The following is a 23,297-nucleotide window of genomic DNA, read 5'->3' as shown; positions in this document are numbered from 1 at the left end:
CCGCCGTCGAGGGGGACACCTCAAACCGGGCCGCCGCCCCACGCCGCGTCTGGCCGGCTGCAACATCGCGAACGATCCTAAGCCGCAAGTCCGATGAAACCGGTTTTCCCATGGTGCGCATCCTCCCGCGCTCCAGGGAATCAGAATACGCTTCCAAACGAAACTATGCGATTCAGACTTCTTACCGGACGCTCTATCACACGCGCCGCCTCTCCATCACGCCAGGCAACCAAGCTTTTCGACATCAAACGAAAACGGGCGGCCCGAAGGCCGCCCGCTCGATGCATGGGACGTGACGTCCGCGCTCAGTTCGAGGACGTCGTGTCGTTCTCTGCCGCCGCGCGGGCCTCTTCGAGCCAGCCGTTCCAGGTGTCCTGGTGACCCTTGATCCAGGCCTCGGTGTGACGCTCGATGTCGGCTTCGGAATCCTCGCCGTTCTGGATGAGAAGGTTCTCGGCGCTGATGTCGTTGGCCGGCAGCTTCATGATCGAGAACAGCTTGGCCGCCGCCGGATTGGCGTCGGTGAATTCCTTGTTGGCGGCGATCTTCTGAACGTTGACCTCGAAGCCATAGTTCGAGCCGTCCGGCAGCGCGGTGTCGACGCCGCTGCGCGAACCGGGCAGGGCCGACTTCGGCACGTTCAGCCAGGAGACGTCCTTGCCCGGGACGAGCACGCCGGAAACCCAGTAGGGCGTCCAGGTGTAGTAGAGGATCGGCTGGCCGTCCTTGTAGCGCGAGATCGTGTCGGCGATGATCGCCGAGTAGGAACCCTGATTGTGGGTCACGGTGTCGCGCAGATCGAAGGCATCCAGCTGATGCTCGATCACCTTCTCGCAGCCCCAGCCGGGGGTGCAGCCGGTCAGATCGGCCTTGCCGTCGCCGTTGGTGTCGAACAGCTTGGCGATCTCGGGATCCTTGAGCTGGCCGAGATTGGTGATGTCGTGCTCTTCGGCGGTCTTCTTGTCGATCAGGTAGCCCTGGAGCGCGTTGTCGGAATAGACGCCCTCGCGGAAGAGCTTTTCCTTGCCGCCGGCCTCTTCGAAGAAGTCCGCATGCAGCGGATCCCAGCTGTCGGCGAGGAAGGTGCCGTCGCCGTTGGCGACGGCGACATAGGCCGTGGCGTATTCCAGTTCCTTGATGTCGTTGACCGTGTAGCCGAGCTCTTCGAGGCCCTTCATGACCAGCATGGTCTGGAAGGTCTCGCCGGCGAGCGAGGACTTCAGCGGGGTGACGGTGATGCCTTCGCCCGGCTTGTCCTGGGCGGCGGCGGTGCCGGCGGCAAGAATCGCGGCGATGCCGGCCGACGCTGCGAGCGCCCGAAGTGCGCTTTTTCGGATCGGTTTGGTCATGCTCGATCTCCTGTCTATTGGTTTGGTTCACTGAGGATGGCGCCGGACGGATTCCGAGCGCCGGAAGATGCGGACAGGCGCGAGGCGCCCGCCCGCCATGCGGGGGTCAGGCCTCTTCGGGCCGTGTCGCGGCAGCCTTGCCCGTCTGGCCGTTGCGGCCGAGAAAGCGGGTCGCGAAGCCGATCGGTCCGGTGGCATGCCATGCGACGTTGCCGCGATCGCGGCGGGAGACGCCGAGCGACTGGGTCATCCGGTCGATGATGATCGCCAGGATGACGATGCCGAGGCCGCCGACCGTGGCGAGGCCCATGTCGAGCCTGCCGATGCCGCGCAACACCATCTGGCCGAGACCGCCGACGGCGATCATCGAGGCGATGACGACCATGGAGAGCGCCAGCATCAGCGTCTGGTTGAGGCCGGCCATGATGGTCGGCATGGCGATCGGCAGCTGCACCTTGAACAAAAGCTGGCTCTTCGAGGCGCCGAAGGCACGCGCCGCCTCGATCAGATCCGCGGGCACCTGGCGGATGCCGAGATTGGTCAGGCGGACCAGCGGCGGCAGGGCGAAGATGATGGTGACGACGACGCCCGGCACGTTGCCGATGCCGAACAGCATGACGATCGGCACCAGGTAGACGAAGGCGGGGGTCGTCTGCATGGCGTCGAGGATGGGCCGCACGACGCCCGCGACGCGGTCGTTGCGGGCGATCCAGATGCCGAGGGGCAGGCCGACGACGGCGCAGAAGAACACCGCGGTGATGACCAGCGACAGCGTCACCATCGCCTCGTTCCAGGCGCCGATGAGGCCGACGAAGGTCATCGCGACGACGGCGCCGACCGCAAGGCGCGGACCGGCGAGCTGCCAGGCGAGCAGGCCGATGAAGGCCAGCATGACGAGCGCTGGCGTACCGAGCAGGAGAGCGTCGACCCAGGAAAGCACGCCGTCGATCGGCCAGCGGATCGCCTGGAAGACCGGGCGGAACTGCGACACCACCCAATCGAGCAGATGCTCGACCCAGACCTGCAGCGGAATCACCGAATGGTCGAAGGGATGAAGCGGATCGAAATGCTGCACTGGCGCGGGAGCGGCATTGCTCAGCCAATCCGGCGTCGCTGCGGCATCGGCGCCGCCGCCGGCGGGAGCAGCCGCGCTGCCGGCCGCATCGGCGCCGGAGCCGCCACCACCGCCCCAGGGGTTCGGCGCCGCGGCGCCGCCAGCGGTCGCAGCGTCGGGGGCAGGGGCGGCCGCGCCGGCCGCTTCGCCAGAGTTTCCTGCGCCCGCCGTGGAGTCTGAGCCCGTCGCCCATGGGTTCGAGCTCTGGGCCAGCAGCACAGCGTCGCCGTGGCCCGTTGTCTGGATCGACGGATGTGTCACTGCGTCAGTCAGGGATTCAGTCATGGGCGGCCTCCGCGCGGTCGAGCGCCTGCAGCAGCCGGCTGCGCGAGACGACGCCGAGATAACGGCCGCCGGCGTCGACCACCGGCAGCCCGCAGGGCGCCGCGGCCACCGGGGTGATGATCGAGCCGATCGTGGCGCCGGCCTTCAGCGGCTCGATATTCGGCAGGAAGGCCGTCTGCATGCTGGCATTCTCGCGCCGCAGAGCTGCCTCCAGCGAGGCGACCGAGACGACGCCATGGAATTGCTGCCGGGCGTCGACGACATAGGCGAACTCACGATCGGCCTCGGTCACGCGCTTCAGCGCGACACGCAGATTGTCGTCGCGCTCATAGACGGTGACCTGCTTCTTGGCGGCGATGTCTCCGGCGGTGATGATGTTGGTGACGTCGACGCCCCGGAAGAAGGAGCGGACATAATCGTCGGCGGGATTGTTGAGGATCTCGTCGGGGGTGCCGACCTGGACGACGCGGCCGCCCTCCATGATGGCGATGCGATCGCCGATGCGCATGGCCTCGTCGAGATCGTGGGAGATGAAGACGATCGTCCGCCGGTGTTCGGCCTGAAGCTCGAGGAGCTCGTCCTGCATTTCCGAGCGGATCAGCGGATCGAGAGCGCTGAAGGCCTCGTCCATCAACAGGATCGACGGATCGTTGGCGAGCGCCCGGGCAAGGCCGACGCGCTGCTGCATGCCGCCGGAAAGTTCGTTCGGGTAGGAACTGCCATAAGGGGCAAGACCGACCTGCTCGAGCGCCGCATTGGCGCGCTTCTCGCGGGTCGGTACGTCGACGCCGGAAAGCTCGAGGCCGAAGGCGGCGTTCTGCAGCACGGTCAGATGCGGCAGCAGCGCGAAGGACTGGAACACCATCGACACGTGCTTGCGCCGGAACTCCATCAGTTCCTTCTCGGACATCTTGGCGATGTCGGCGTCCTTGACGATGATCTCGCCGGCGGACGGCGCGATCAGGCGGTTCAACATGCGCACGAGGGTGGACTTGCCGGAGCCCGAAAGGCCCATGACGACGAAGATCTCGCCTTCCTTCACCTCGAAGCTGGCGTCGGAGACGCCAAGCATCATGCCGGTTTCGGCGAATATCTGGTTCTTGTCCTTCCCGGACCGATAGAGTTCGATCGCGTCCTGTGGGCGATCGCCAAACACTTTGAAGAGGTTGCGAACAGTGAGCGCGTTCGTTTCACTCAAATCGACGGCCTCGGTCTCGATAATGGAATGCGGCGGAAATCTTTGCGGTGCGGGATGATCATGGCCGTTGTCTAGGAAATTATGGTGGTGCTGTCGAGTCTGTGGCCGGGCGCCAGCTTCCCTTCGTGGAGCATTGCCGCACTGCGAAGGGGCCGGAGCCGACGCAGAAAGCCCGGCGCGATGGTCGCGCCGGGCCTCGTTCTGCCGGCAACCCCGAGAAAAGCGGGGCCAGAGCGGGTCGGATCAGTTCGACGAGCTGTCGCTGCCGTCGTTCTCGGTCGAACCCGTCTTCGTCGCGTCGTCGTTGTCCGAGGACATGCCGCTCGTGCCCGACTGACCACTCTGCGCGCCCTGGCGCTGCGAGCCCATCACGCGACCGCTGGTGTCGATCATCATCACGACCTGCTCGCCATCCGGAGTGGTCGCGCCGACGAGATAGGCTGCGTCCATGATCGAAGCGTCCTCGTAGCCGGCGGACTTCAGCGCGCTCAGAACCTTCTTCTGGGACGCTACCATGTCCTCGGCCGACATGTTGCTCACGCCGGACTTGGCGTCTGCGCCCGAGGTGGTCGTGCCGGTGGTGCCGGACTGGTTCGTCACGTTGGTCTGGTCGCTCTTCGCCGCGTTCGACCCGGCGTTGCTCGACTGGGCGAGCGCCGGCGCAGCGGTGAATGCGAGGATCGTCGTCGCGAGAATCGTCTTCTTCATAATATTTCCTCCAATTGTTGCTGCGACGCGACTGTGCGCGTCACTCGTGAAGGACAATCCGGGTTGTCGGCGATCGTTCCTAGATCTGCATTACGAGATCATTACAATACATTAACCCGCGAAACGCCGACGGCGATGCTGTTCCTGTTCTTGGGGAGCGGGAAAGTTGCACCGGACAAGGCCAGCCGCGCAGCCCGCAGCGATAGGTGCAAAGGTCCGCGCGCGCGGCGCCTTCGAAGAGAGGCGTAGCCGGCCACGCAGCCCTGCGCCTCGGCGCCCGACTGGCAGGCGACGGTTTTTCCCATGCCGGGAAACGGAGGGCCTGGGAGCGGCGGCCGGGACGGCGCGGGAAAGGTTCAGATCACCGGGCCGGTGATTTCATCGGCGAGGCGGCCGGCGGCGTCCTGGGCGGATTTGAGCGCCGGATAGACGGCGAGCACCTGCATATAGGTGTCGAACGCCTTTTCCTTTTCGTCGAGGCGCTCGAGGATCATCGCCAGTCCCATCATCGCGCCCCAGTGGCGCGGTTCGCGCGCCAGGGTCTGCTCGATGTCGGCGAGCGACTTGCCCCAGCGGTCCATCGAGAAGTTCAAAGTGGCGCGGCGATTCCATGCCTCCGCATAGCCGGGATCGAGGACCAGCGTCTGGTCGAGGACGTCCATCGCCGCGGCGTTGTCCTTCTTGCCCATCGCCTTGGCCGCCCGCTGCATCAGGAGGTCGATGGTGGCGCTGCCCGACCGGCGCCATTCTCGCTCGATTCGCGCGGCGAGCCGACCGGCCTTGGCGCCGTCGGGCTCCTTGCGCAGTTCCGAGAACAGCCGGTCGATCTTCTCCTCGGGTGTCTCGTCGGGCTTGGCGGCGTCCTCCGCCTGATCGATCGGCGCCGCGTCGGGCTGGTCGTCTGGAATCGGTGCGCTGCCGAAGGCGTCCGGGGCATCGTTCGGCGATTCGTCCGGCGGCGGGACGATCATCGGCGAGTTGTCGTCGCCCGGTGGAGGGAGGAGATCCGGTGCCTTCCCGTCGCCCGGCGCGCTGTCCGGCGGCGCCAAGAGTGGCGGAGCGCTCTCCTGCGCGGCGGCAGGGATGGCCGGTGACAAGGCGAGCGCGAGGGCTATGGCGACAGACGAGGTGATCCGCATCGGGAAAGATTCGTCCATCGCCCCGCCGCTGTCAATTTGACGATGTCGTGAGGCATCCAATGCGAAAAACCCGCCCGGGACGAATCCGCGGGCGGGTCTCAAGGATTGCAAGGTCAGCGCGCCCGGCGACGAGCCGGGGCTGCGGCTTCAGCCCTGGCGGGCCTTGAAGCGCGGCGCTTCCTTGTTGATGATGTAGATACGGCCCTTGCGGCGAACCATGCGGTTGGCGCGGTGGCGGGACTTCAGGGCCTTGAGGGAATTCTTGATCTTCATGACTTCACCGGATCGATCGTCGCGACGATCGGGTCCTTCCGCTCCGCCGCATGTTGAATAGCGTACCGTCTCGGGCACGTCGTGTGGCTGCGAGATAGCCAGAAGACGAAATGATGTCAATCTCGATCACCGGGAAATCGCGGCCACATTACCGAAAAAGCAGGGCTCAGACGCCGCGCGAACGCGGCAGGACGCGGGTGACGTGGCCCATCTTGCGGCCGCGGCGGGCCTCCGCCTTGCCATAGAGGTGGAGCATGCTGCGGGGCTCGGCGACAAGCTGGGCGAAGCGGCCGACGTCGTCGCCGATGAGGTTTTCCATCACGCAGTCGAAATGGCGCTCGGGGCTGGCCAGCGGCAGGCCGGCGACGGCGCGGATATGCTGCTCGAACTGAGAGGCGAGGCAGGCGGCCTCGGTCCAATGTCCGGAATTGTGGACCCGCGGGGCGATCTCGTTGACCAGGAGCGCGCCGTCTTTGGCAACGAAGAATTCGACGCCGATGACGCCGACATAATCGAGCTTCGTCAGGATTTTCGCGGCGACGTCCCCCGCGGCCTGCGCGAGCGCCGGGGTGACCTGGCCGGGGACCGTCGACGTCTTCAGGATGCCGAGGCTGTGGACGTTTTCGGCCGGATCGAAGGCAGCGATTTCGCCGTCGCGGCCGCGCGCGGCGACGACCGACATCTCGAAGCTGAAGGGCACCTTCTTTTCGAGGATGGCCGGGGCGCTGCCGATCGCCTCGAAGGCGTCGGTGAAGGTGGTGTCGGCGCTGATCCGGGCCTGGCCCTTGCCGTCATAGCCGAAGCGCCGGGTCTTCAGGATGCAGTCGCCGCCGAGATCGAGGAGGGCGTGGCCGAGCTCGTCCGCCCGGTCGATCGCCCGCCATTCTGCGGTGGCAACGCCGATGCCGTTGAGAAACGCCTTTTCGACCACCCGGTCCTGGGAGACTTCCAGCGCCTCGGCGGGCGGGAAGAGGGGCGTCTGCCCGAGCGCCTGGCGGAGCGGGGCGACGGCGACGTTCTCGAATTCGTAGGTGACGACGTCGGACAGTGCGGCGAGGCGCTTCAGGCAGGCCTCGTCGTCATAGGGTCCGACGACGGTGGTGTTCGCCACCTGGCTCGCCGGGCAGGCCGAATCGGGGTCAAGGACGGCGATCTTGTAGCCGAACCTGGCGGCGGCCATCGCCAGCATGCGGCCGAGCTGGCCGCCGCCGACGATGCCGATGGTCGATCCGGGCTGCAACGCGCTCACGCTTCGTCCCTCGGCGTTTCCTCCACCGAAGCCGTCTGGGCGGCGCGATAGGCGTCGAGGCGCTCGGCCAAGCCCTCATCGGACAGCGCCAGGACTGCGGCGGCCAGCAGCGCCGCATTGACGGCGCCGGCCCTGCCGATGGCGAGAGTCCCGACGGGAATGCCGGCGGGCATCTGGACGATCGACAGGAGGCTGTCCTTGCCCGAAAGCGCGCGGCTTTCCACCGGCACGCCGAACACCGGCAGCGGCGTCATCGCCGCGGTCATGCCGGGGAGATGGGCGGCGCCGCCGGCCCCGGCGATGATCACCTTGAAGCCTGCCTCGCGCGCGCCCGCGGCAAAGCGATAGAGCCGCTCGGGCGTGCGGTGGGCCGAGACGATGCGGGCCTGATGGCCGATGCCCAGCTGCTCCAGCGTCTCGGCGGCGTTCTTCATCACCGGCCAGTCGGACTGGCTGCCCATGATGATCGCGACGGGTGTCGACGGCATGCTCACGCGCTGATGTCCGGAATGATCTGATCCTCGAGGTCCTGCAGCCGGTCCTTGATGGCGAGCTTCTTCTTCTTCATGCGCTGCACGCGCAGGCGGTCACATCCCATCGCTTCCATCGCGTTGACCGCCGCGTCGAAATCCGCATGTTCCTGGCGAAGCCTCGCCACTTCGAGCCTGAGGCCCGCCTGCTCCTGTTCCCCCATCTGTTTCCTTTCGAGACACTTCGTCGCGGGGCCGAACGGCTTCCCGAGGAAGCTCTTGCCACACCGTCACAATTTGTAAACCGGCCAAGTGCGTGACCCGGCGGAATCTTGCTTCCTCGTTCGACAGTACCAAAGTTCTATGACACGCTCGCCCGGTTTCAGTCACGGCTGAAGTCTGGCGTGCCGGACCCCAACCCTCGAAGGGAGATGCCCATGTCCTTGAACACCCACATCACGACGCTGGAGCAGCGCCATTCTGCCCTCGATCAGGAGATTACGGCAGCGATGGTCTCGAAACCAGCCATGAGCGATGCGGAACTCGGGGAGATGAAGCGCAGGAAGCTGAAGCTGAAGGAGGAGATCGAGCGGCTGAGGCGCGAAGAGCAGTAAGAGGAGAGCAGTCATCGAGACGCGTCGAGCCGCGATGCGTCGACGCACTGCCGAACGTGGCGTCAGCCACGTTCGGATCGCGAGGGGCCGTCGAGGCCCTTTTTCTTCGCCCTCCGGATCACCGGCCGCCTCACTCTTCGGTCATCTTCCTCAAGACGTATTTCTGGATCTTGCCGGTCGAGGTCTTCGGCACCTCGGCGAAGCGGATCTCCTTCGGACATTTGAAGCGGGCGAGTTTTTCGCGGCAGTGGGCGATCAGCTCTTCGGCGGTGACCTGCCGGCCGGGCTTCAGCTCGACGAAGGCGAGGGGCACCTCGCCCCATTTGTCGTCGTGCCTGGCCACGACGGCAGCGGTCTGCACCGCCGGGTGCTGATAAAGGGCGTTCTCCACCTCGATGGACGAGATGTTCTCGCCGCCGGAGATGATGATGTCCTTCGCCCGGTCCTTCAGTTCGATGTAGCCGTCCTCGTGGCAGACGCCGAGATCGCCCGAGTGGAACCAGCCGCCGCGGAACGCCTCGGCCGAGGCTCCGGGGTTCTTCAGATAGCCGCGCATGACGATGTTGCCGCGGAACATGACTTCGCCGATCGTCTCGCCGTCGGCCGGCACCTTCTCCATCGTCTCGGCATCCATCACCGCCAGATCCTCGAGCGCCGGATAGCGGACGCCCTGGCGTGCCTTCTTCGCGGCCTGACCCGGCCCGTCGAGCGCATCCCACTCCGCCTTCCAGGCATTGACCACCGCGGGCCCGTAGGTCTCCGTCAGGCCATAGAGATGATTGACCGCGAATCCGGCGTCGCGCATCCCAGCCAGCACCGACTGGGGCGGCGGGGCGGCGGCGGTGTTGAAGGTGACGGTGTGGCTGAAGTCCCGCTTGTCGGCCTCATCGGCGTTCACCAGCGTCGCCATGACGATCGGCGCGCCGCACAGATGCGTCACGCCGTGATCGGCGATGGCGTCGTACACCGCCTTCGGCCGGACCCATCTGAGGCACACATGGGTGCCTGCCTGCAGCGCCAGCGTCCAGGGGAAGCACCAGCCGTTGCAGTGGAACATCGGCAGGGTCCACAGATAGACCGGATGGCCGGTCATGCCGGCCGCGACGATGTTGGCATAGCCCATCAGCGCCGCGCCGCGATGGTGGTAGACGACGCCTTTCGGATTGCCGGTGGTGCCGGAGGTGTAGTTCAGCGAGATCGCGTCCCACTCGTCGGTCGGCATATGCCACTCGAACGCCGGATCGCCCTCGGCCAGCAGCGCCTCCCATTCGAGGCTGCCGATCGGCTGGCCCTTCTTTGCCGGCGCATCTTCGGGAAAGTCCGGATCGTCATAGTCGACGACGAGCGGCGTAACGCGCGCCTTGTCCAGCGCCGCGGCCATGACGGCGGAAAACTCGCGATCGACGACGACGATCTTCGTTTCGGAATGATCGAGCTGGAAGGCGATGATCTCGGCGTCGAGGCGGGTGTTGATCGACAGGAGGACGGCTCCGGCCATCGGCACGCCGTGGTGGGCTTCGAGCATTGCCGGCGTGTTGGAGAGCATCACCGCGACGGTGTCGCCGCGGCCGATGCCGCGCTGCGCGAGGGCCGAGGCGAGACGGCGCGAGCGGGCGTAGAAGTCGCGGTAGGTGCGGCGCAGCGAGCCGTGGATGATCGCGATGCGTTCGGGATGGATCTGGGCTGCCCGCGACAGATGGCTGAGCGGCGTCAGCGGCTGGTAGTTCGCGGCATTGCGATCGAGATCTTCGTCATAGATGCCCATCAGGTCCTCCCGTCGATTCGTCCGTCGGTCTCTGCCGACTTCCTTCCCATGTCCCGCGCCGTCACAAGAGCGCCGTCGCTCCGTCATAGACGAGTTTCAGCCCGATCGGCAGCAGCAGCCAATAGATGATTTTATAAAACAGTACCGTCTCGGTCCGCCTGACCAGCCAGACGCCGGCGAGCGTCGCGATCGGCGCGAGCGGCAACAGCGCGGCGGAGGTGGCGAGGTTGTCGTGGGAGAACTGGCCGAGCAGGAAATACGGCACGAGCTTCATGGCGTTGACCGCGGCGAAGAAGATCACCGACGTGCCGGCGTAGACCGGCGGTGCGATCTTCAACGGCACGACGTAGACCTGATAGGGCGGCCCCCCGGCATGGCTGACGAAGCTGGCAAAGCCTGCCGCCGCACCCCAGAAAGCGCCCTTCACCGGCTGTTGCGGCCGCGCCGCGCGGGCCCGCCGCTGCTCGCCGAAGAACCAGTTGGCGAAGAACCACAGCGTCAGAAGGCCGATGGTCATCCGGAAGGCATCCTCGGACACCGAACTGGCGGTGAGGTAGCCGGCGAGGACGCCGAGCGCGGCCGCCGGAAGCATGGTGAGGACGACGCCGCGATCGAAATTGCCGCGCCAGGCGACGAGGCCGATCACGTCCATGACGACGAGGATCGGCAGGAGGACGCCGGCGGCGGTCACCGGATCGACGGCGATCGCCATCAGCGGAACGCCGATCAGGGCTCCGGTGCCGCCGAAGCCGCCCTTGGACAGGCCGATCATGACCACCGCCGGAATGGCGACGAGGTAAAACAGCGGGTCGGTGATCACGGGAATGCGAGGTCCTTCTCCTGCGACCGGCTTAGGCGGGCGGCCTTTCGTCTGCAAGAGCGGTTCCGGGCATCGACGCGGCGACAGGGGCGTCCGTGCGCGGCTCTTTGCTATCGTCAGGATCTAATAAAGCTTCTATAAAACAGAGTTTTGGCGTCGATTAATGAAGTTCCAGATGAAGTCGAGTGCATGATGGAAGCGGACGGCGAACGCCGGTGACGCACCACATGCCTCGATCGCGGCCTTCGCCGGCGGCCTTCACACTCCCGCCCGACTGGAGTATCGACGACGCACCATGATTTCCAATCCGATCCGCCCCCAGCTCGTGCTCGTCACGACGCCGCTCACCGACGCCGACGCCGAATCCAGGATGCGCGCTGCGCTGTCCGGCGGCGACGTCGCCTCCGTGCTCATCGATCCGGCCGGACGCGACGACGACGCGTTCCAGGCCTTTGCCGAGACGCTCGTGCCGCTGATCCAGGCGGCGGGGGCGGCGGCGATCGTCATCGACGACAGCCGCGCCGCCGGGCGGACCAAGGCCGACGGTCTGCACCTGTCGGGGGGCGACCTGGAGACGCTGGGCGATGCGGTGTCGCGTCATCAGCCACGGCTGATCGTCGGGGCGTCGGGTTTCGAGACCCGGCACGAGGCGCTGGAAGCCGGCGAGCTCATGCCCGACTACATGCTTTTCGGTCGTTTCGGCGCGGAAGCGGAGGCCGCGCCCCATCCCAAGAGCCTGGCGCTGGCCGAATGGTGGGCGGAGATCGTCGAAGTTCCGTGCATCCTTCTGGGCGGCGGCGATCTGGCGACGCTCGAGGCGGCGGCGGAGACGGGGGCGGAGTTCATCGCCCTGTCTGAGGCCGTATTCGGCGCGGACGCCGATCCGGAGGCTGCCGTCCGTGCCGCCAACCAGACGTTCGACGCCTTTTTCGAGCGGATATCCCAATGACCAGCCGGGTTTGCCGCAATCATCGGCCGAGCCGCCGCTTTGCCGGCCTTGCGGTGGCGGGCGTCGTGGCGGCGCTTTTCGGCGGTGGTGGGGCAGGGCTGCCGGCGGCGATCGCGGCTGACGCAAGCGTGGCAACGCCGTCCGAACGGCCGCAGCGGGACAAGCCCCCCGCCGACGCCCCTCGCACGGCTCAAGCCGTGGAGACGCCCGCCACCGCCAAGGACCCGGCAGGTGCCGCCGAAACCCCGGCGAGCGAGGCGGCAAAGCCGGCGCCCGGGCCGACCAAAACCGATCTCGCCTATGGCGCCTTCCAGCGCGGCTATTATCTCACCGCCGTGGAACTCGCCGAGCCGCTCGCCAATCTCGGCGACCCGGCGGCGCAGACCCTGCTCGGCGAGATCTATTCGCGCGGGCTCGGCGTCGCGCGCAACCTTCAGGAGGCGGCGCGCTGGTACAAGGCGGCGGCCACGGCAGGCAATTCCGAGGCGCAGTTTCGCTACGCGATGATGCTGATCGAGGGGTCGGCCGTCAAACAGGACGAGGCGCAGGCGCGCGACCTGATGAAGGCGGCGGCCGAGGCGGGGCTGCCGCTCGCCGAATACAATTTCGGCCAGATGCTGATCGAGACCTCGCCGGCCGGCGGCTTCAGCGAGGCGGCCCGCTATTTCCAGCGCGCCGCCAGCGCCGGCGTGCCCGAGGCGCAGTACGCCATGTCGCAGCTCTATGCGAACGGCCGGGGCGTCACCGCCGATCCCGCCAAGGCGCGGGCCTTCCTGCACGCTGCGGCGCTCAACGGCTTCACCATCGCCCAGATCGAATACGGAATCTGGCTGATCAACGGCAAGGGCGGCGAGGCCAAGCCCGAGGAAGGCTTTCGCTTCCTGAAACATGCCGCCGACCTCGGCAATCCGATCGCCATCAACCGCGTCGCCCATCTCTACAAGGACGGGATCGGCACCGAGCCGGACGTTGCCGCTGCGGCCAAATGGGCGGTGCTCGCCAAGCGGATGAAGAACAGCGACCCGGGACTCGACGATTTCTTCCGCGGTCTGGACGCCGACGCGCAGAAGGCGGCGCTGGAGGCGGCCAACCGCTTTCGCAGCGGTTGAACGGCCGCTCCTGCCACCCGCGGCTTGAACGGGACGTGGATTTATGGTCTTGAGCGCCGACCGGAGGCGAGAGCAGCGAGCGGCGAGCGCGGCACCAGCGAGGGTGCATGGCGACGTAGCGCCACCGCGCCCTGAAGCCTTCTGAAGATTTGCGGCCGGCGATCCATCTGCGGCCGAACCCGAACGACACGAATTCGAGAGTTCCCATGAAGATCAACGGCAACGAAATCCGGCCCGGCAACGTCATCGAGCACGATGGCGGCCTGTGGGTGGCGGTGAAGACCGCGCATGTGAAGCCCGGCAAGGGCGGCGCCTTCGCGCAGGTCGAACTGAAGAACCTGATCGACGGCACCAAGCTGAACGAGCGCTTCCGCGCCGCCGAGACGGTCGAGCGCATCCGGCTCGAGCAGAAGGACTACCAGTTCCTCTATGCCGAAGGCGAGATGCTGGTGTTCATGGATTCGGAGACGTTCGAGCAGTTGGAACTGCAGCAGGCATTCGTCGGCGAACGATCGGCTTTCCTGCAGGACGGCATGACGGTGACGGTGGAAAGCCACGAGGATCGGCCGATCGGCATCAAGTTGCCCGATCAGGTGGTGTTGACCATCGTCGAGGCCGATCCGGTCGTGAAGGGCCAGACGGCGACCTCGTCCTACAAGCCGGCGGTGATGGAAAACGGCGTGCGCGTCATGGTGCCCCCGTTCATCGAGGCGGGCGAGAAGATCCTCGTCGACACCAACGAGATCACCTATCTGCGCCGCGCCGACTGACGGCCGTCTCCGAAGAGGTCGGCGGGCGTGGATGTGCCCTCGACCGCATTGGCACATATCCTGAAAGGTCAAGATGGCCCGTTCCGCGCTGCTCAACGTCATGACGCAGGCCGCCATGAAGGCCGGCCGCTCGCTGATCCGCGACTTCGGCGAGGTGCAGAACCTGCAGGTCTCGGTGAAGGGACCGGCTGACTTCGTCTCGAATGCCGATCACCGGGCCGAGGAGATCGTCTTCACCGAACTGTCGCGCGTCCGCCCGGACTGGGGCTTCCTGATGGAGGAGCGCGGCACGGTCGAGGGCAGGGATCCGCAGCATCGGTGGATCGTCGATCCTTTGGACGGCACCACCAACTTCCTGCACGGCATTCCGAACTTCGCCGTCTCGATCGCGCTCGAGCGCGACGGTCAAATCGTCGCGGGGGTGGTGTTCAATCCGGCGCAGGACGAACTCTTCGTCGCCGAAAAGGGCGGCGGCGCCTTCGTCAACGATCGCCGCATTCGCGTTTCGGCGAGAACGCGCCTGCCGGAGGCGCTGTTCGGCGCCGGAGCACCCTTCCTCGGTCGCGGCGACCACGCCGGCTATCTCTACGAACTGCGCCAGGTCATGGCCGAGACGGCGGGCATCCGCCGGATGGGAGCAGCCTCGCTCGACCTCGCCTATGTCGCGGCCGGGCGGTTCGACGGCTTCTGGGAACGCGCCCTGAAGCCGTGGGACGTCGCGGCCGGAGCGATCCTGGTGCGCGAGGCCGGCGGCTTCATCACCGACATCGAAGGCGGCAGGTTCGACCACGTCACCGGCGACGTCGCCTGCGGCAACGAGCCACTCCACAAGGCCCTCGTCGCGCTGCTCGGCGAGGCAACGAAGAAGCGGGCCGCAGCCCGGGCGGGCGACGGCACGGCCCCTGGCCAATGAACGGCCCGGCTGGCGTCGCAATAGTGCCGCCGGCGGGATCATTTCGGCCGCTGACATTTCCATTCCGGACGATCTTTACTATGGTTTTCCGTGCTGGATCCGTGATCGCCCGCCAGAATCGGTTCCAGTCGTGGCGCAGCAGCGCCTGATCGGGACGCAGCCGGCGTGACGACGGATTTCCTTTGGCGGGCCAAAGAGTTGAGTGAAGCATCCGATGCAGGTCTTCGACGCGCCGACTGAAAAGACGGGAAGGCCGGTCGACTTCGATCCGAACCGGCTGTCGAGCCCGCTCGTCTTCCTCTGGTCGATGCTCGTCTTCCTGGCGCTGGCAGGCTTCGTCGCCGCGATCCTCGGACGGCAGATCTCGACCGCCTTCACCACCAATCCCGGTCTCAACGGCCTGATCGTCGGCGTCCTCTGCGTCGGCATCCTGCTCGCCCTCGTCCAGGTGATCCGGCTGTCGCGGGAGGTGCGGTGGGTGAATGCCTATCGCGACGGTTCGGCGGACTTCGAGAAGCTGCGCGATCCGGTCCTGCTTGCGCCGATGCGGGCGCTGATCGGGCGCCGGCGCTCGGTCTCGCTGTCGACCATGTCGATGCGCTCGATTCTCGATTCGATCGCGACACGTCTCGACGAAACCCGCGACATCGCCCGCTACCTCATCGGCCTTCTGGTCTTTCTCGGCCTGCTCGGCACGTTCTGGGGACTGTTGCGGACGATCGGCTCGATCGGCACGACGATCCAGGGGCTCGACCCTTCGGCGGGCGACACCAATTCGATCCTCAACTCGCTGAAGGCCGGCCTGTCAGCGCCGCTGGCGGGCATGGGCACGGCGTTCTCGTCCTCGCTCTTCGGCCTTTCGGGGTCGCTCGTCCTCGGCTTTCTCGACCTTCAGATCGGCCGGGCGCAGAACCGTTTCTACACCGAGCTCGAAAACTGGCTCTCGTCGATCACCGACGTCGGCTCGGACATGGTTCTGCCGGCTTCGCCGGTGAAGGATGGCCGCGACGGAACGGAAGAGTTGCGGCTTCTGTCCGACCGGCTGAACAAGATGATCAGCGAGCAGAGCGCCAGCCCCCGCACCAGCGCGGCGATGGCCAATCTCGCCGAGAGCATCCAGGGCCTCGTCCAGCACATGCGCTCGGAGCAGCAGCTGTTGCGGGACTTCGTCGAGGGGCAGGCGGAAGAGCAGCGGGAACTGCGCATCGTGCTCGACAAGCTGGCCGGCCAGATCGGCCACGACAGGCCGTCGCTGTCCGGCGAAGGCGGGGCAGGCAGGAAGTTCCGTTCCGACCAGGAGATCTGACGCGCCATGGCCCTGTCCCGGAACCGTCGCAGCGAGCGGACCATCGATTACTGGCCGGGATTCGTCGATGCCCTGTCGACGCTGCTCCTCGCCATCATGTTTCTCTTGTCGGTCTTCGTCCTGGCGCAGTTCCTGCTCAGCCAGGAGATCAGCGGCAAGGACGCGGTTCTCGACCGTTTGAACAGCCAGATCAACGAGTTGACGCAGCTGCTCTCCCTGGAACGCTCGACCAGCCAGGACTATCAGGACCAGATCGCCACGCTCCAGGCCTCGCTCTCCTCCGCCGAGGAGGCGCGCTCGCGGCTCCAGCAGGCGCTCGATAGCGGCAGCGGCTCGGCCGCCACCGCCAACGCCCAGGTGGCCGAGCTCGAAGGCGCTTTGGAAGACCAGCAGGCGGTGTCCCAGCGGGCGCGCTCGCAGATCGAACTCCTCAACCAGCAGCTCTCGGCGCTGCGCCAGCAGATCGCAGCGCTGGAGGATGCGCTGGAGGCTTCCGAATCGCGCGACAAGCAGAGCCAGACCCGGATCGCCGATCTCGGCCGCAGGCTCAACGTCGCGCTGGCCCAGAGGGTGCAGGAGCTGTCGCGCTATCGCTCGGACTTCTTCGGCCGGCTGCGCGAGATTCTGTCCGATCGCGACAACATCCGCGTCGTCGGCGACCGCTTCGTGTTCCAGTCGGAAGTGCTGTTTCCCTCGGGCTCGGACGTCCTGCAGCCTGCAGGAACCGAGGAGATGGCCAAGCTTGCCGACGCGGTCAATGAACTCGTCAAGGAAATCCCGTCCGACATCAACTGGATCATCCGGGTCGACGGGCACACCGACAGCGTCCCCGTCTCGGGCAACAGGTTCCAGGACAACTGGGAGCTTTCGAGTGCGCGCGCCGACGCCGTCGTGCGCTTCCTGATCGAGCAGGGCGTGCCGCCGACCCGTCTCGCCGCCACCGGCTTCGGCGAATTCCAGCCGCTGGAGGAGGGCGACAGCCCCGAGGCGCGGGCCCGCAACCGCCGCATCGAGTTCAAGCTGACCGAACGGTGAGGGGTGGGGCGTCGCCTTCGCACTCGCCTCGCGACCCTCTTCGTGCCATTTCGTCGCTGGTGAAAGCGGCGGCGAGTGCGCCCATATTGCGATGATGACAAATCTGATCGTCTGGCATGACGGATCCTGCCCTCTCTGTCGCAGAGAGATTGCGTTGATGCGGCGGCTCGACCGGCGCGGCGCGATCACCTTCGTCGATGCGACGAGCGCTGACGATGTGTCCTGTCCGATCGATCGGGCCGACCTCCTGTCGCGCTTCCACGCCAGCGAGGACGGGAGGCTCCTGTCGGGCGCTGCGGCCTTCGCCGCCATGTGGCGGCAGATCCCGGTTTTGCGCCCGCTCGGCCTTGCCGCCCGCGCGCCTTTGGTCCTTGCGATGCTCGAACGGGGCTATGTCGCGTTCCTGAGGATCCGGCCGCGCCTTCAGCGTCTCGTTGCTCGGGAGGAAACGGCATGAGGCCGGTTCCGGACCGCCCCCTGCCGGGCCAGGAGAGCGTCTGGGACTTTCCCCGACCGGCGATCGCCGAAGCCTGCCCGGCGCGTGTGGTGATCGAGCATCGCGGTCGGATCGTCGCCGACACCACGGCGAGCGTCCGCACGCTGGAGACCAGCCATCCACCGAGCTACTACATCCCGAAGGCGGACATCGCCCCCGGATTGTTGCGGCGGGCCGCGGGAACCTCGTTTTGCGAGTGGAAGGGCTCGGCGGTCTATTTCGACGTCGTCCTGGACGGGCTGGAGCTCCCCCGCGTCGGCTGGAGTTATCCAAATCCCAGTCCGGCGTTCCACTCGCTGCGCCATCACGTCGCCTTCTACGCCGCGCCGTTCGATCGCTGCAGCGTCGACGGGGAGACGGTGTCGCCGCAGCCCGGCGACTTCTACGGCGGCTGGATCACCGACAGGCTCACGGGGCCGTTCAAGGGCGTTCCCGGCAGCCGCGGCTGGTAGATGGCGAGCGGGAGACCGCGGGTCGGGTCGAACTCGGCGGACGTCGCGACCCGAGACGGGGCCGGCATACGGCGCCGGCCCCTGGCAGTCATCGGACTTCGCGACAGTTGTCGCCTCAGTTGGCTGTGATCGTCGCGGTGACGAGCTTGCCGTCGACGCGGATCGGGCCGTCCTCCTTGGCGCCGAGCGTATATTCGAAGACGCCCATTTCCTTGCCGCCGGCCTCGGAATGGACCATCAGCATGAGCATGTCGCCGGATGCGACGTCCTCGGTGAGTTCGGCGGAAACGTTCTCGTTCATGCCTTCCGTCAACGGCGCGTGGCCGACAACCGGGCCCGGCTTCATCTCCGCGTCGGTGCGGTGGATGACGAGCCAACCCTGCTCGGGCGCCGTCACGGACGTGGCCATGACCGAGCCGCCGGACACGTCCTGATCGGTAGCGGTGACGCCTGGCGTCATGTCCTGTGCGAAGGCCGCGCCAGTGAGACCGGCGGTGGCGAGGAGGGCGATGGTGATGCGTTTCATGGAGAAACCCTTTCTCTGGTGAAGAACGTGGCGTTCACCAAAAGATACGTTTCGCATTCTGTATGGATTGCCTTTTCACGACGCTGTCAGATACTTCGAATGCGCGATGACAATCTTGTCAGAGCGGCCAGAAAATCCGGTCGATACGTTGACAGTACTATTTTCCAGTACGGTTATAGGTTGCTTGTCCGGAACATTCATGTTGTGGCGGCACCGACAATCCAGGCGTTCCATTGCCGTTTGAATGACGAAGCCGGACGATCGAAGACAGCGTCAAGGACGACATGCTCGCGTTGTCGGCTCAAGATGTTGCGAGCGCCGTGGCCGCCCACTCCGCGCGGCCTTCGTCGCTCCCGTCGGTAAAGGTCGCGATGGTCGGCGACTTGTCGACATCGGGAAAATGATGGACGGCGTTGACCGAGTGGGGCCCGCCGCCGGAATGGCCGATCGCCCGGCCGGCGCCGTCCAGTGTGCCGATCATCAGACCGAGGCCATAGCCGTGGGACGTCCATGGCCGGCCGGGGATCGCGCCGCCGATGGCGTGTCGGTGGAGCATTGCCGTCAGCGTGTCCGGCGACAGCAGCCGGCCGGGGATCATCAGCGCCGACAGGATCGCGGCGGCATCGCCGGGGGTGCCGACGACGAGGCCATGATAGACCCAGCGGGGATCGTAGCTGTGCAACGCCGGCCAGTGGATGTCCACAAGGTCGCCCGGTTGCATCGCGACCCGGGCACTGGTGAGGCCGAGCGGCGCGAAGACGAGACGGCGCAGCGCCGCGTCGAGGTTTGACGCCGTCGCCGCCTCGATGGCCTCGCGGACGAAGAGATAGCCGACATTGCTGTAGGCCCAGCTCGTGCCCGGCACAAAATCCAGCGTGTCGACGCCGACGGCAGCAAGAAGACGCGCGCGGGGCCATGCCGCTTCGCCGCGCCCGACGGCGGCGTGATATTCGGCAAGCTGGCCGTAGTTCGGCACGCCCGCCCGATGCTGGAGAAGTTGGCGCAGCGTGTAGCGCTGGCCCTGAAAGGGCGCGTCGAGGTCGAGCAGGCGTTCTTCGGTCAGCCGCAGGGCGGCGATCGCGAGGATCGTCTTGGTGAAGCTCCACCAGGGAAAGATCGCGTCGGTCCGGCCGAAATGGTCGGCCCGGCCGTCCGCCGCCAGTCTGACCGCATGAATGTCCGACAGATCCATCCGCGCCATGTCCGTTGCCGCCCGCCGAAGCCTCATGACGACGAGGGGAACGCCCCGTCCGCCCCGCCAGCCTTTCGTGACAGTCTACTCCGCCGCGTCGTCGAGCCGCCCGGCCTCGAATTGCAGCTTGGCGAGGCGGGCATAGAGGCCGCCCTTGGCGGTGAGGCTCTGGTGGTTGCCTTCTTCGGCCACCCGACCTTGGTCGAGGACGAGGATGCGGTCGGCCTTCAAGACCGTCGACAGGCGATGGGCGATGACGAGGGTCGTGCGACCGACCATCAGCTCGTCGAGCGCCTTCTGGACCAGCACCTCGCTCTCGGCGTCGAGGGCGGAGGTCGCCTCGTCGAGGAGGAGGATCGGCGCGTCGCGCAGGAGTGCCCTGGCGATGGCGATGCGCTGGCGCTGGCCACCGGACAGCGTCACGCCGCGCTCGCCGAGAAGGGTGTCGTAGCCGCCGGGAAGCGCCGTGACGAAGCCGTCCGCAAGCGCCTGACGGGCAGCTCGCGTCACCTGTTCGGGGCAGGCCTTGGGATCGCCGAAAGCGATGTTGTCCCGCGCCGAGGCGGCGAAGATCGTCGTATCCTGCGGCACCAAGGCGATGCGCGATCGCAGATCGACGAAGTCGGCATCGCGCAGATCGACGCCGTCGACCAGGATGCGGCCGTCCGAGGGATCGTAATAGCGCTCGATGAGGGCGAAGACCGTCGACTTGCCGGCGCCGGACGGGCCGACGATCGCCACGGTCTCGCCCGGCTCGACGGCAAAGGAAAGCCCGTTCAGGGTCGGCAGATCGGGCCTGCTCGGATAGGCGAAGGACACGTTTTCGAAGACGACGCGGCCCTTGGAAGGAGCGGGCAGGGCGATCGGGCTTGCCGGGGCGACGATCGCCGGTTCTTCGGCGAGAAGCTCCGACAAGCGCTCTGCGGCGCCGGCGGCGAGCGAGAGTTCGCCACAGACCTCCGACAGCTGGCCGAGTGCTCCGGCGGCAAAGACCGCATAGAGCAGGAACTGGCTGAGCGTGCCCGCCGACAAGGTGCCCGAGGTGACGCGGGCGGCGCCGATCCACAGGACCGCGACGACCGAAGCGAAGATCAGGAAGATCGCGATGGCGGTGAGCAGCGCCCGCGCCTTGATAGAGGAGCGGGCGGCGCCGAAGGCCTCGTCGACCGAGGTGCCGAAATGGCCGGCGACGACGCGTTCGGAGGTGAAGGCCTGGACGGTGCGCATCGCCCCGATGGCTTCCGACGCATAGGCGGTGGCCGTCGCCAGCGTGTCCTGGGCATGGCGCGAACGGCGCCGGACGCCGCGGCCGAAGGCGACAAGCGGCAGGACGATGAAGGGAATCGCCGCAATGACGATGAGCGACAGCGCCGGGCTCGTCGCCACCATCATGGCGAGCGCCCCGAGGAAGAGAATTGCGTTGCGCAGGAACAGCGAGGCGGTGGAGCCGACGGCGGCCTTCACCTGCGTGGTGTCGGCGGAAAGCCGCGAGACGAGCTCGCCCGACTGGGCGGTGTCGTAGAAGGTCGGCGACAGTTTCGTCAGATGCGAAAAGACCGCCTTGCGAAGATCGGCCACCACCCGCTCGCCGAGGGTGATGACGAAGAAGTAGCGGCCGGCGCTGGCCAGCGCGAGGACGGCGGCGAGCACCATCAGCATGCCGAAATAGGCATTGATCAGCCCGGAGTCCGATTCGATGAAGCCGTGATCGATCACCCGGCGAACGGCCAACGGCACCGACAGCGTCGTCACCGCCGCCAGGGCCAGGAAGAAGCAGGCCCCGGCCACCATGGCCTTGTACTTCATCATGTAGGGAACGAGGCTGCCGAGGGGCTTCAGTTTCCGGCGCGTTTTGTCCCGGCCTTGGATCGCCGTCTCATCGTCGCGCAAAACAAACTCCGTCATCCAGTCAGAGGCGTCCGTTCACGAGCGGTCCATGTCGGGCCGCCCGGACCTTGTGCCGGCCCCGGGTCTGATGTATAGGCTCGAACCCGATTTTGGAAGCGATCAAAGCTCTGCGATCCCCGCGACATCCGGACAGGCTCTTCGGCGACAGGCCGTGGCTTTCCGATGCGTCGGGGATGTTTTGGCGAAAGAAGTTCAAGGACCAGGCGCGATGAAGAAAGACATCCATCCCAAGTACCACGCCATCACCGTGGTGATGACCAATGGCACCGAGTACCAGACCCGCTCGACCTGGGGCTCCGAGGGCGACAAGCTGAACCTCGACATCGACCCGACCAGCCATCCGGCCTGGACCGGCGGCAACCAGCACCTGCTCGACCGCGGCGGCCGCGTCTCGCGCTTCAAGAAGCGCTACGACGGTTTCGGGATCTGAGCTTTCGTCGGCAACGACAAACGAGTGTTTTCGACAAGGCCAGGGGCGGCAACGCCTCGGGCCTTTTCTTTGTTTGTAGCCCGCGTCCTTCAGTTCGATTCCACGCGCTCGGACCTGCGGTCTCGATCTTCCGATCGGTTCTCAGGCCCCGCGGCCTCTGGCACCCCGCTCGGCCAGCGTGATGCCGCCGAGGACGCAGGCCAGCGCCAGGACGTGGAACGGATGGAGCTCCTCGCCGACGATCAGGACGGCGAGCAGGGCACCGAAGACCGGCACCAGATTGATGAAGAGATTGGCGCGGTTCGGGCCGATCATCTCGACGCCGCGGATATAGAGCGACTGGGCGATCAGCGACGGGAAGATGACCGTGTAGAGGGCCGCCGCCGCGCCTTGGAAATCCGGCAGCTGCGTCATGCCGAGGGCGAATTCGATGCCTGCATAGACGATGGAGATCGCCAGCGAGGCGCAGGAGAGGACGAAGATCGTCGACAGCCAGTGAATCGGTGGCTTGAACCTCAGCGCCACCGTGTAGCCGCCGTAAAACAGAACGGCGAGCACCATCAAGGCGTCGCCGCGGTTGAGGTCGAGGGACAGGAGCGTCGACAGATCGCCGTTCGCCGTCGTCACAGCCACGCCGACCAGCGTCAGGGCGAAGCCGACGATCTGCAGCCAGGCGACGCGCATCCGAAACAGGATGAAATTGGCCAGGAAGACCACCAGCGGCATCGCCGACTGCTCGATGGTGATGTTGATCGCGGTGGTGAAGTTGGCCGCGAGATAGAAGATCGCATTGAACGATGCGAATCCGACCATCCCGAGGATCGACAGATAGACGAGGCGCGGGCGGATCACCGGCCAGTCGGTCCGAACGTGGGGCAGGGCGAAGGGGGCGACGATAAGCGTCGCGAAGAACCAGCGCACCAGCGTCAGCAGCATGGGCGATATGTGGCCTGCGGCCATCTTGCCGGCGACGGCATTGCCGGCCCAGAGAAGCGCAACTGCGGTGAGAACGAGATAAGGGTGGACGCGCGGCAATTTCTCTTCCCGATCGCCGACGCCATCCTCTCGTGCGCCGGAGGCAGTCGCGGCGGTGTCCCGTCTAGTCGGGATTGCCGGAACTGGCCAGACCCCCTTATTGTTTCACAGAACTCGCCTGGCCGACGCATTATTGGCAAGTTCTGTGAGTCTACGACGTTGATCGTCCGCCTTCATGGACAGGCAGGGCAT

At 66.3% G+C, this 23,297-nt stretch carries 26 protein-coding genes; 11 read left to right on the top strand and 15 right to left on the bottom strand.

What is annotated here, in order from left to right:
• Positions 1 to 296: hypothetical protein (locus GTK09_RS27180; RefSeq protein WP_203561014.1), on the top strand; the 296-nt coding region annotated here is incomplete at its 5' end.
• Positions 297 to 305: 9 nt separating this feature from the next.
• Here GTK09_RS27180 and proX read toward each other — a convergent pair.
• From proX to GTK09_RS13195, 9 genes are all read right to left on the bottom strand, one after another.
• Entirely contained in the window at positions 306 to 1,349 is a 1,044-nt protein-coding gene (gene proX / locus GTK09_RS13235) for a glycine betaine/L-proline ABC transporter substrate-binding protein ProX (RefSeq protein ID WP_163463635.1), read from the bottom strand.
• Between the two features lie 106 nt (positions 1,350 to 1,455).
• Positions 1,456 to 2,748, bottom strand: a complete 1,293-nt coding sequence (gene proW, locus GTK09_RS13230; protein ID WP_163463634.1) for a glycine betaine/L-proline ABC transporter permease ProW — start codon at positions 2,746 to 2,748, stop codon at positions 1,456 to 1,458.
• A complete protein-coding gene (gene proV, locus GTK09_RS13225; protein WP_163463633.1) occupies positions 2,741 to 3,946 on the bottom strand; it encodes a glycine betaine/L-proline ABC transporter ATP-binding protein ProV in 1,206 nt (401 codons plus the stop codon). Before proV ends, proW begins: the two co-directional genes overlap by 8 nt.
• 243 nt (positions 3,947 to 4,189) lie before the next feature.
• On the bottom strand, positions 4,190 to 4,654 hold the full coding sequence (locus GTK09_RS13220; RefSeq protein WP_163463632.1) for a hypothetical protein: 465 nt from the start codon (positions 4,652 to 4,654) through the stop codon (positions 4,190 to 4,192).
• A gap of 356 nt (positions 4,655 to 5,010) precedes the next feature.
• On the bottom strand, positions 5,011 to 5,811 hold the full coding sequence (locus GTK09_RS13215) for a tetratricopeptide repeat protein (protein WP_163463631.1): 801 nt from the start codon (positions 5,809 to 5,811) through the stop codon (positions 5,011 to 5,013).
• Positions 5,812 to 5,940: 129 nt separating this feature from the next.
• Positions 5,941 to 6,066: a type B 50S ribosomal protein L36 gene (gene ykgO / locus GTK09_RS13210; RefSeq protein WP_084411784.1), complete on the bottom strand. Its 126-nt coding sequence runs from the start codon at positions 6,064 to 6,066 to the stop codon at positions 5,941 to 5,943.
• Positions 6,067 to 6,232: 166 nt separating this feature from the next.
• Positions 6,233 to 7,315: a 5-(carboxyamino)imidazole ribonucleotide synthase gene (locus tag GTK09_RS13205; protein ID WP_163463630.1), complete on the bottom strand. Its 1,083-nt coding sequence runs from the start codon at positions 7,313 to 7,315 to the stop codon at positions 6,233 to 6,235.
• Positions 7,312 to 7,803 carry a 5-(carboxyamino)imidazole ribonucleotide mutase gene (gene purE / locus GTK09_RS13200; protein ID WP_163463629.1) on the bottom strand — a complete coding sequence of 164 codons (492 nt, stop codon included), beginning with the start codon at positions 7,801 to 7,803 and terminating at the stop codon, positions 7,312 to 7,314. Before purE ends, GTK09_RS13205 begins: the two co-directional genes overlap by 4 nt.
• A 2-nt stretch (positions 7,804 to 7,805) precedes the next feature.
• Complete coding sequence (locus GTK09_RS13195; protein ID WP_163463628.1) at positions 7,806 to 8,009, bottom strand: YdcH family protein; 204 nt, start codon at positions 8,007 to 8,009, stop codon at positions 7,806 to 7,808.
• Positions 8,010 to 8,222: 213 nt separating this feature from the next.
• On the opposite strand from GTK09_RS13195, the gene GTK09_RS13190 reads away from it, so the two are divergent.
• Entirely contained in the window at positions 8,223 to 8,399 is a 177-nt protein-coding gene (locus GTK09_RS13190; RefSeq protein ID WP_163463627.1) for a YdcH family protein, read from the top strand.
• A gap of 130 nt (positions 8,400 to 8,529) precedes the next feature.
• Here the strand turns inward: GTK09_RS13190 and GTK09_RS13185 are convergent, their stop codons facing one another.
• Both GTK09_RS13185 and GTK09_RS13180 read right to left on the bottom strand, forming a co-directional pair.
• The gene (locus GTK09_RS13185; RefSeq protein ID WP_163463626.1) at positions 8,530 to 10,164 is read right to left on the bottom strand and encodes an acyl-CoA synthetase; all 1,635 of its coding nucleotides are present in this window, start codon (positions 10,162 to 10,164) and stop codon (positions 8,530 to 8,532) included.
• A gap of 61 nt (positions 10,165 to 10,225) precedes the next feature.
• Positions 10,226 to 10,984, bottom strand: coding sequence for a sulfite exporter TauE/SafE family protein (locus GTK09_RS13180; protein WP_312869838.1), 759 nt, complete (start codon positions 10,982 to 10,984; stop codon positions 10,226 to 10,228).
• 295 nt (positions 10,985 to 11,279) lie between these two features.
• Between GTK09_RS13180 and GTK09_RS13175 the strand changes: the two genes are divergently transcribed.
• From GTK09_RS13175 to GTK09_RS13140, 8 genes are all read left to right on the top strand, one after another.
• On the top strand, positions 11,280 to 11,933 hold the full coding sequence (locus tag GTK09_RS13175; protein ID WP_163463625.1) for a thiamine phosphate synthase: 654 nt from the start codon (positions 11,280 to 11,282) through the stop codon (positions 11,931 to 11,933).
• Positions 11,930 to 13,042 (top strand): tetratricopeptide repeat protein, encoded by a 1,113-nt coding sequence (locus tag GTK09_RS13170; RefSeq protein WP_163463624.1) that lies wholly within the window; start codon positions 11,930 to 11,932, stop codon positions 13,040 to 13,042. The genes GTK09_RS13175 and GTK09_RS13170 overlap by 4 nt, the downstream gene beginning before the upstream one ends.
• 206 nt (positions 13,043 to 13,248) lie before the next feature.
• Positions 13,249 to 13,812 carry an elongation factor P gene (gene efp / locus GTK09_RS13165; RefSeq protein WP_163463623.1) on the top strand — a complete coding sequence of 188 codons (564 nt, stop codon included), beginning with the start codon at positions 13,249 to 13,251 and terminating at the stop codon, positions 13,810 to 13,812.
• Positions 13,813 to 13,885: 73 nt separating this feature from the next.
• Positions 13,886 to 14,725 carry an inositol monophosphatase family protein gene (locus tag GTK09_RS13160; RefSeq protein ID WP_163463622.1) on the top strand — a complete coding sequence of 280 codons (840 nt, stop codon included), beginning with the start codon at positions 13,886 to 13,888 and terminating at the stop codon, positions 14,723 to 14,725.
• A gap of 214 nt (positions 14,726 to 14,939) precedes the next feature.
• Positions 14,940 to 16,031 carry a MotA/TolQ/ExbB proton channel family protein gene (locus GTK09_RS13155; protein ID WP_163463653.1) on the top strand — a complete coding sequence of 364 codons (1,092 nt, stop codon included), beginning with the start codon at positions 14,940 to 14,942 and terminating at the stop codon, positions 16,029 to 16,031.
• A gap of 6 nt (positions 16,032 to 16,037) precedes the next feature.
• Positions 16,038 to 17,066 carry a peptidoglycan -binding protein gene (locus GTK09_RS13150; RefSeq protein WP_163463621.1) on the top strand — a complete coding sequence of 343 codons (1,029 nt, stop codon included), beginning with the start codon at positions 16,038 to 16,040 and terminating at the stop codon, positions 17,064 to 17,066.
• 91 nt (positions 17,067 to 17,157) lie between these two features.
• Positions 17,158 to 17,523, top strand: coding sequence for a thiol-disulfide oxidoreductase DCC family protein (locus GTK09_RS13145; protein ID WP_312869835.1), 366 nt, complete (start codon positions 17,158 to 17,160; stop codon positions 17,521 to 17,523).
• Positions 17,520 to 18,014, top strand: coding sequence for a DUF427 domain-containing protein (locus tag GTK09_RS13140; RefSeq protein ID WP_163463620.1), 495 nt, complete (start codon positions 17,520 to 17,522; stop codon positions 18,012 to 18,014). The genes GTK09_RS13145 and GTK09_RS13140 overlap by 4 nt, the downstream gene beginning before the upstream one ends.
• A 115-nt stretch (positions 18,015 to 18,129) precedes the next feature.
• Here GTK09_RS13140 and GTK09_RS13135 read toward each other — a convergent pair whose 3' ends face one another.
• From GTK09_RS13135 to GTK09_RS13125, 3 genes are all read right to left on the bottom strand, one after another.
• The gene (locus tag GTK09_RS13135) at positions 18,130 to 18,540 is read right to left on the bottom strand and encodes a DUF7282 domain-containing protein (RefSeq protein ID WP_163463619.1); all 411 of its coding nucleotides are present in this window, start codon (positions 18,538 to 18,540) and stop codon (positions 18,130 to 18,132) included.
• Between the two features lie 301 nt (positions 18,541 to 18,841).
• Positions 18,842 to 19,741, bottom strand: a complete 900-nt coding sequence (locus tag GTK09_RS13130) for a serine hydrolase domain-containing protein (protein WP_203561013.1) — start codon at positions 19,739 to 19,741, stop codon at positions 18,842 to 18,844.
• Positions 19,742 to 19,816: 75 nt separating this feature from the next.
• Entirely contained in the window at positions 19,817 to 21,637 is a 1,821-nt protein-coding gene (locus GTK09_RS13125; RefSeq protein ID WP_163463618.1) for an ABC transporter transmembrane domain-containing protein, read from the bottom strand.
• 211 nt (positions 21,638 to 21,848) lie between these two features.
• Here GTK09_RS13125 and rpmE point away from each other — a divergent pair, with 211 nt between their 5' ends.
• Entirely contained in the window at positions 21,849 to 22,070 is a 222-nt protein-coding gene (gene rpmE, locus GTK09_RS13120) for a 50S ribosomal protein L31 (protein ID WP_163463617.1), read from the top strand.
• A gap of 141 nt (positions 22,071 to 22,211) precedes the next feature.
• Here rpmE and GTK09_RS13115 read toward each other — a convergent pair whose 3' ends face one another.
• Positions 22,212 to 23,105: a DMT family transporter gene (locus tag GTK09_RS13115; RefSeq protein ID WP_246217883.1), complete on the bottom strand. Its 894-nt coding sequence runs from the start codon at positions 23,103 to 23,105 to the stop codon at positions 22,212 to 22,214.
• Positions 23,106 to 23,297: the final 192 nt, after the last annotated feature.

The organism is Jiella pacifica, assembly GCF_010500815.1.
GTDB classification, from domain to species: Bacteria; Pseudomonadota; Alphaproteobacteria; order Rhizobiales; family Rhizobiaceae; genus Jiella; species Jiella pacifica.
Note: the sequence above shows the minus strand (reverse complement) of the source record. Positions and strands in the feature narration are given on the sequence as shown.

Bases quoted from the DNA above. Each gene is read 5' to 3' on its own strand.
- proX (WP_163463635.1), bottom strand. From the start codon at position 1,349: ATGACCAAACCGATCCGAAAAAGCGCACTTCGGGCGCTCGCAGCGTCG.
- proW (WP_163463634.1), bottom strand. From the start codon at position 2,748: ATGACTGAATCCCTGACTGACGCAGTGACACATCCGTCGATCCAGACA.
- GTK09_RS13220 (WP_163463632.1), bottom strand. From the start codon at position 4,654: ATGAAGAAGACGATTCTCGCGACGACGATCCTCGCATTCACCGCTGCG.
- GTK09_RS13215 (WP_163463631.1), bottom strand. From the start codon at position 5,811: ATGGACGAATCTTTCCCGATGCGGATCACCTCGTCTGTCGCCATAGCC.
- ykgO (WP_084411784.1), bottom strand. From the start codon at position 6,066: ATGAAGATCAAGAATTCCCTCAAGGCCCTGAAGTCCCGCCACCGCGCC.
- purE (WP_163463629.1), bottom strand. From the start codon at position 7,803: ATGCCGTCGACACCCGTCGCGATCATCATGGGCAGCCAGTCCGACTGG.
- GTK09_RS13195 (WP_163463628.1), bottom strand. From the start codon at position 8,009: ATGGGGGAACAGGAGCAGGCGGGCCTCAGGCTCGAAGTGGCGAGGCTT.
- GTK09_RS13190 (WP_163463627.1), top strand. From the start codon at position 8,223: ATGTCCTTGAACACCCACATCACGACGCTGGAGCAGCGCCATTCTGCC.
- GTK09_RS13185 (WP_163463626.1), bottom strand. From the start codon at position 10,164: ATGGGCATCTATGACGAAGATCTCGATCGCAATGCCGCGAACTACCAG.
- GTK09_RS13175 (WP_163463625.1), top strand. From the start codon at position 11,280: ATGATTTCCAATCCGATCCGCCCCCAGCTCGTGCTCGTCACGACGCCG.
- GTK09_RS13170 (WP_163463624.1), top strand. From the start codon at position 11,930: ATGACCAGCCGGGTTTGCCGCAATCATCGGCCGAGCCGCCGCTTTGCC.
- efp (WP_163463623.1), top strand. From the start codon at position 13,249: ATGAAGATCAACGGCAACGAAATCCGGCCCGGCAACGTCATCGAGCAC.
- GTK09_RS13160 (WP_163463622.1), top strand. From the start codon at position 13,886: ATGGCCCGTTCCGCGCTGCTCAACGTCATGACGCAGGCCGCCATGAAG.
- GTK09_RS13155 (WP_163463653.1), top strand. From the start codon at position 14,940: ATGCAGGTCTTCGACGCGCCGACTGAAAAGACGGGAAGGCCGGTCGAC.
- GTK09_RS13150 (WP_163463621.1), top strand. From the start codon at position 16,038: ATGGCCCTGTCCCGGAACCGTCGCAGCGAGCGGACCATCGATTACTGG.
- GTK09_RS13145 (WP_312869835.1), top strand. From the start codon at position 17,158: ATGATGACAAATCTGATCGTCTGGCATGACGGATCCTGCCCTCTCTGT.
- GTK09_RS13140 (WP_163463620.1), top strand. From the start codon at position 17,520: ATGAGGCCGGTTCCGGACCGCCCCCTGCCGGGCCAGGAGAGCGTCTGG.
- GTK09_RS13135 (WP_163463619.1), bottom strand. From the start codon at position 18,540: ATGAAACGCATCACCATCGCCCTCCTCGCCACCGCCGGTCTCACTGGC.
- GTK09_RS13130 (WP_203561013.1), bottom strand. From the start codon at position 19,741: ATGGCGCGGATGGATCTGTCGGACATTCATGCGGTCAGACTGGCGGCG.
- GTK09_RS13125 (WP_163463618.1), bottom strand. From the start codon at position 21,637: ATGACGGAGTTTGTTTTGCGCGACGATGAGACGGCGATCCAAGGCCGG.
- rpmE (WP_163463617.1), top strand. From the start codon at position 21,849: ATGAAGAAAGACATCCATCCCAAGTACCACGCCATCACCGTGGTGATG.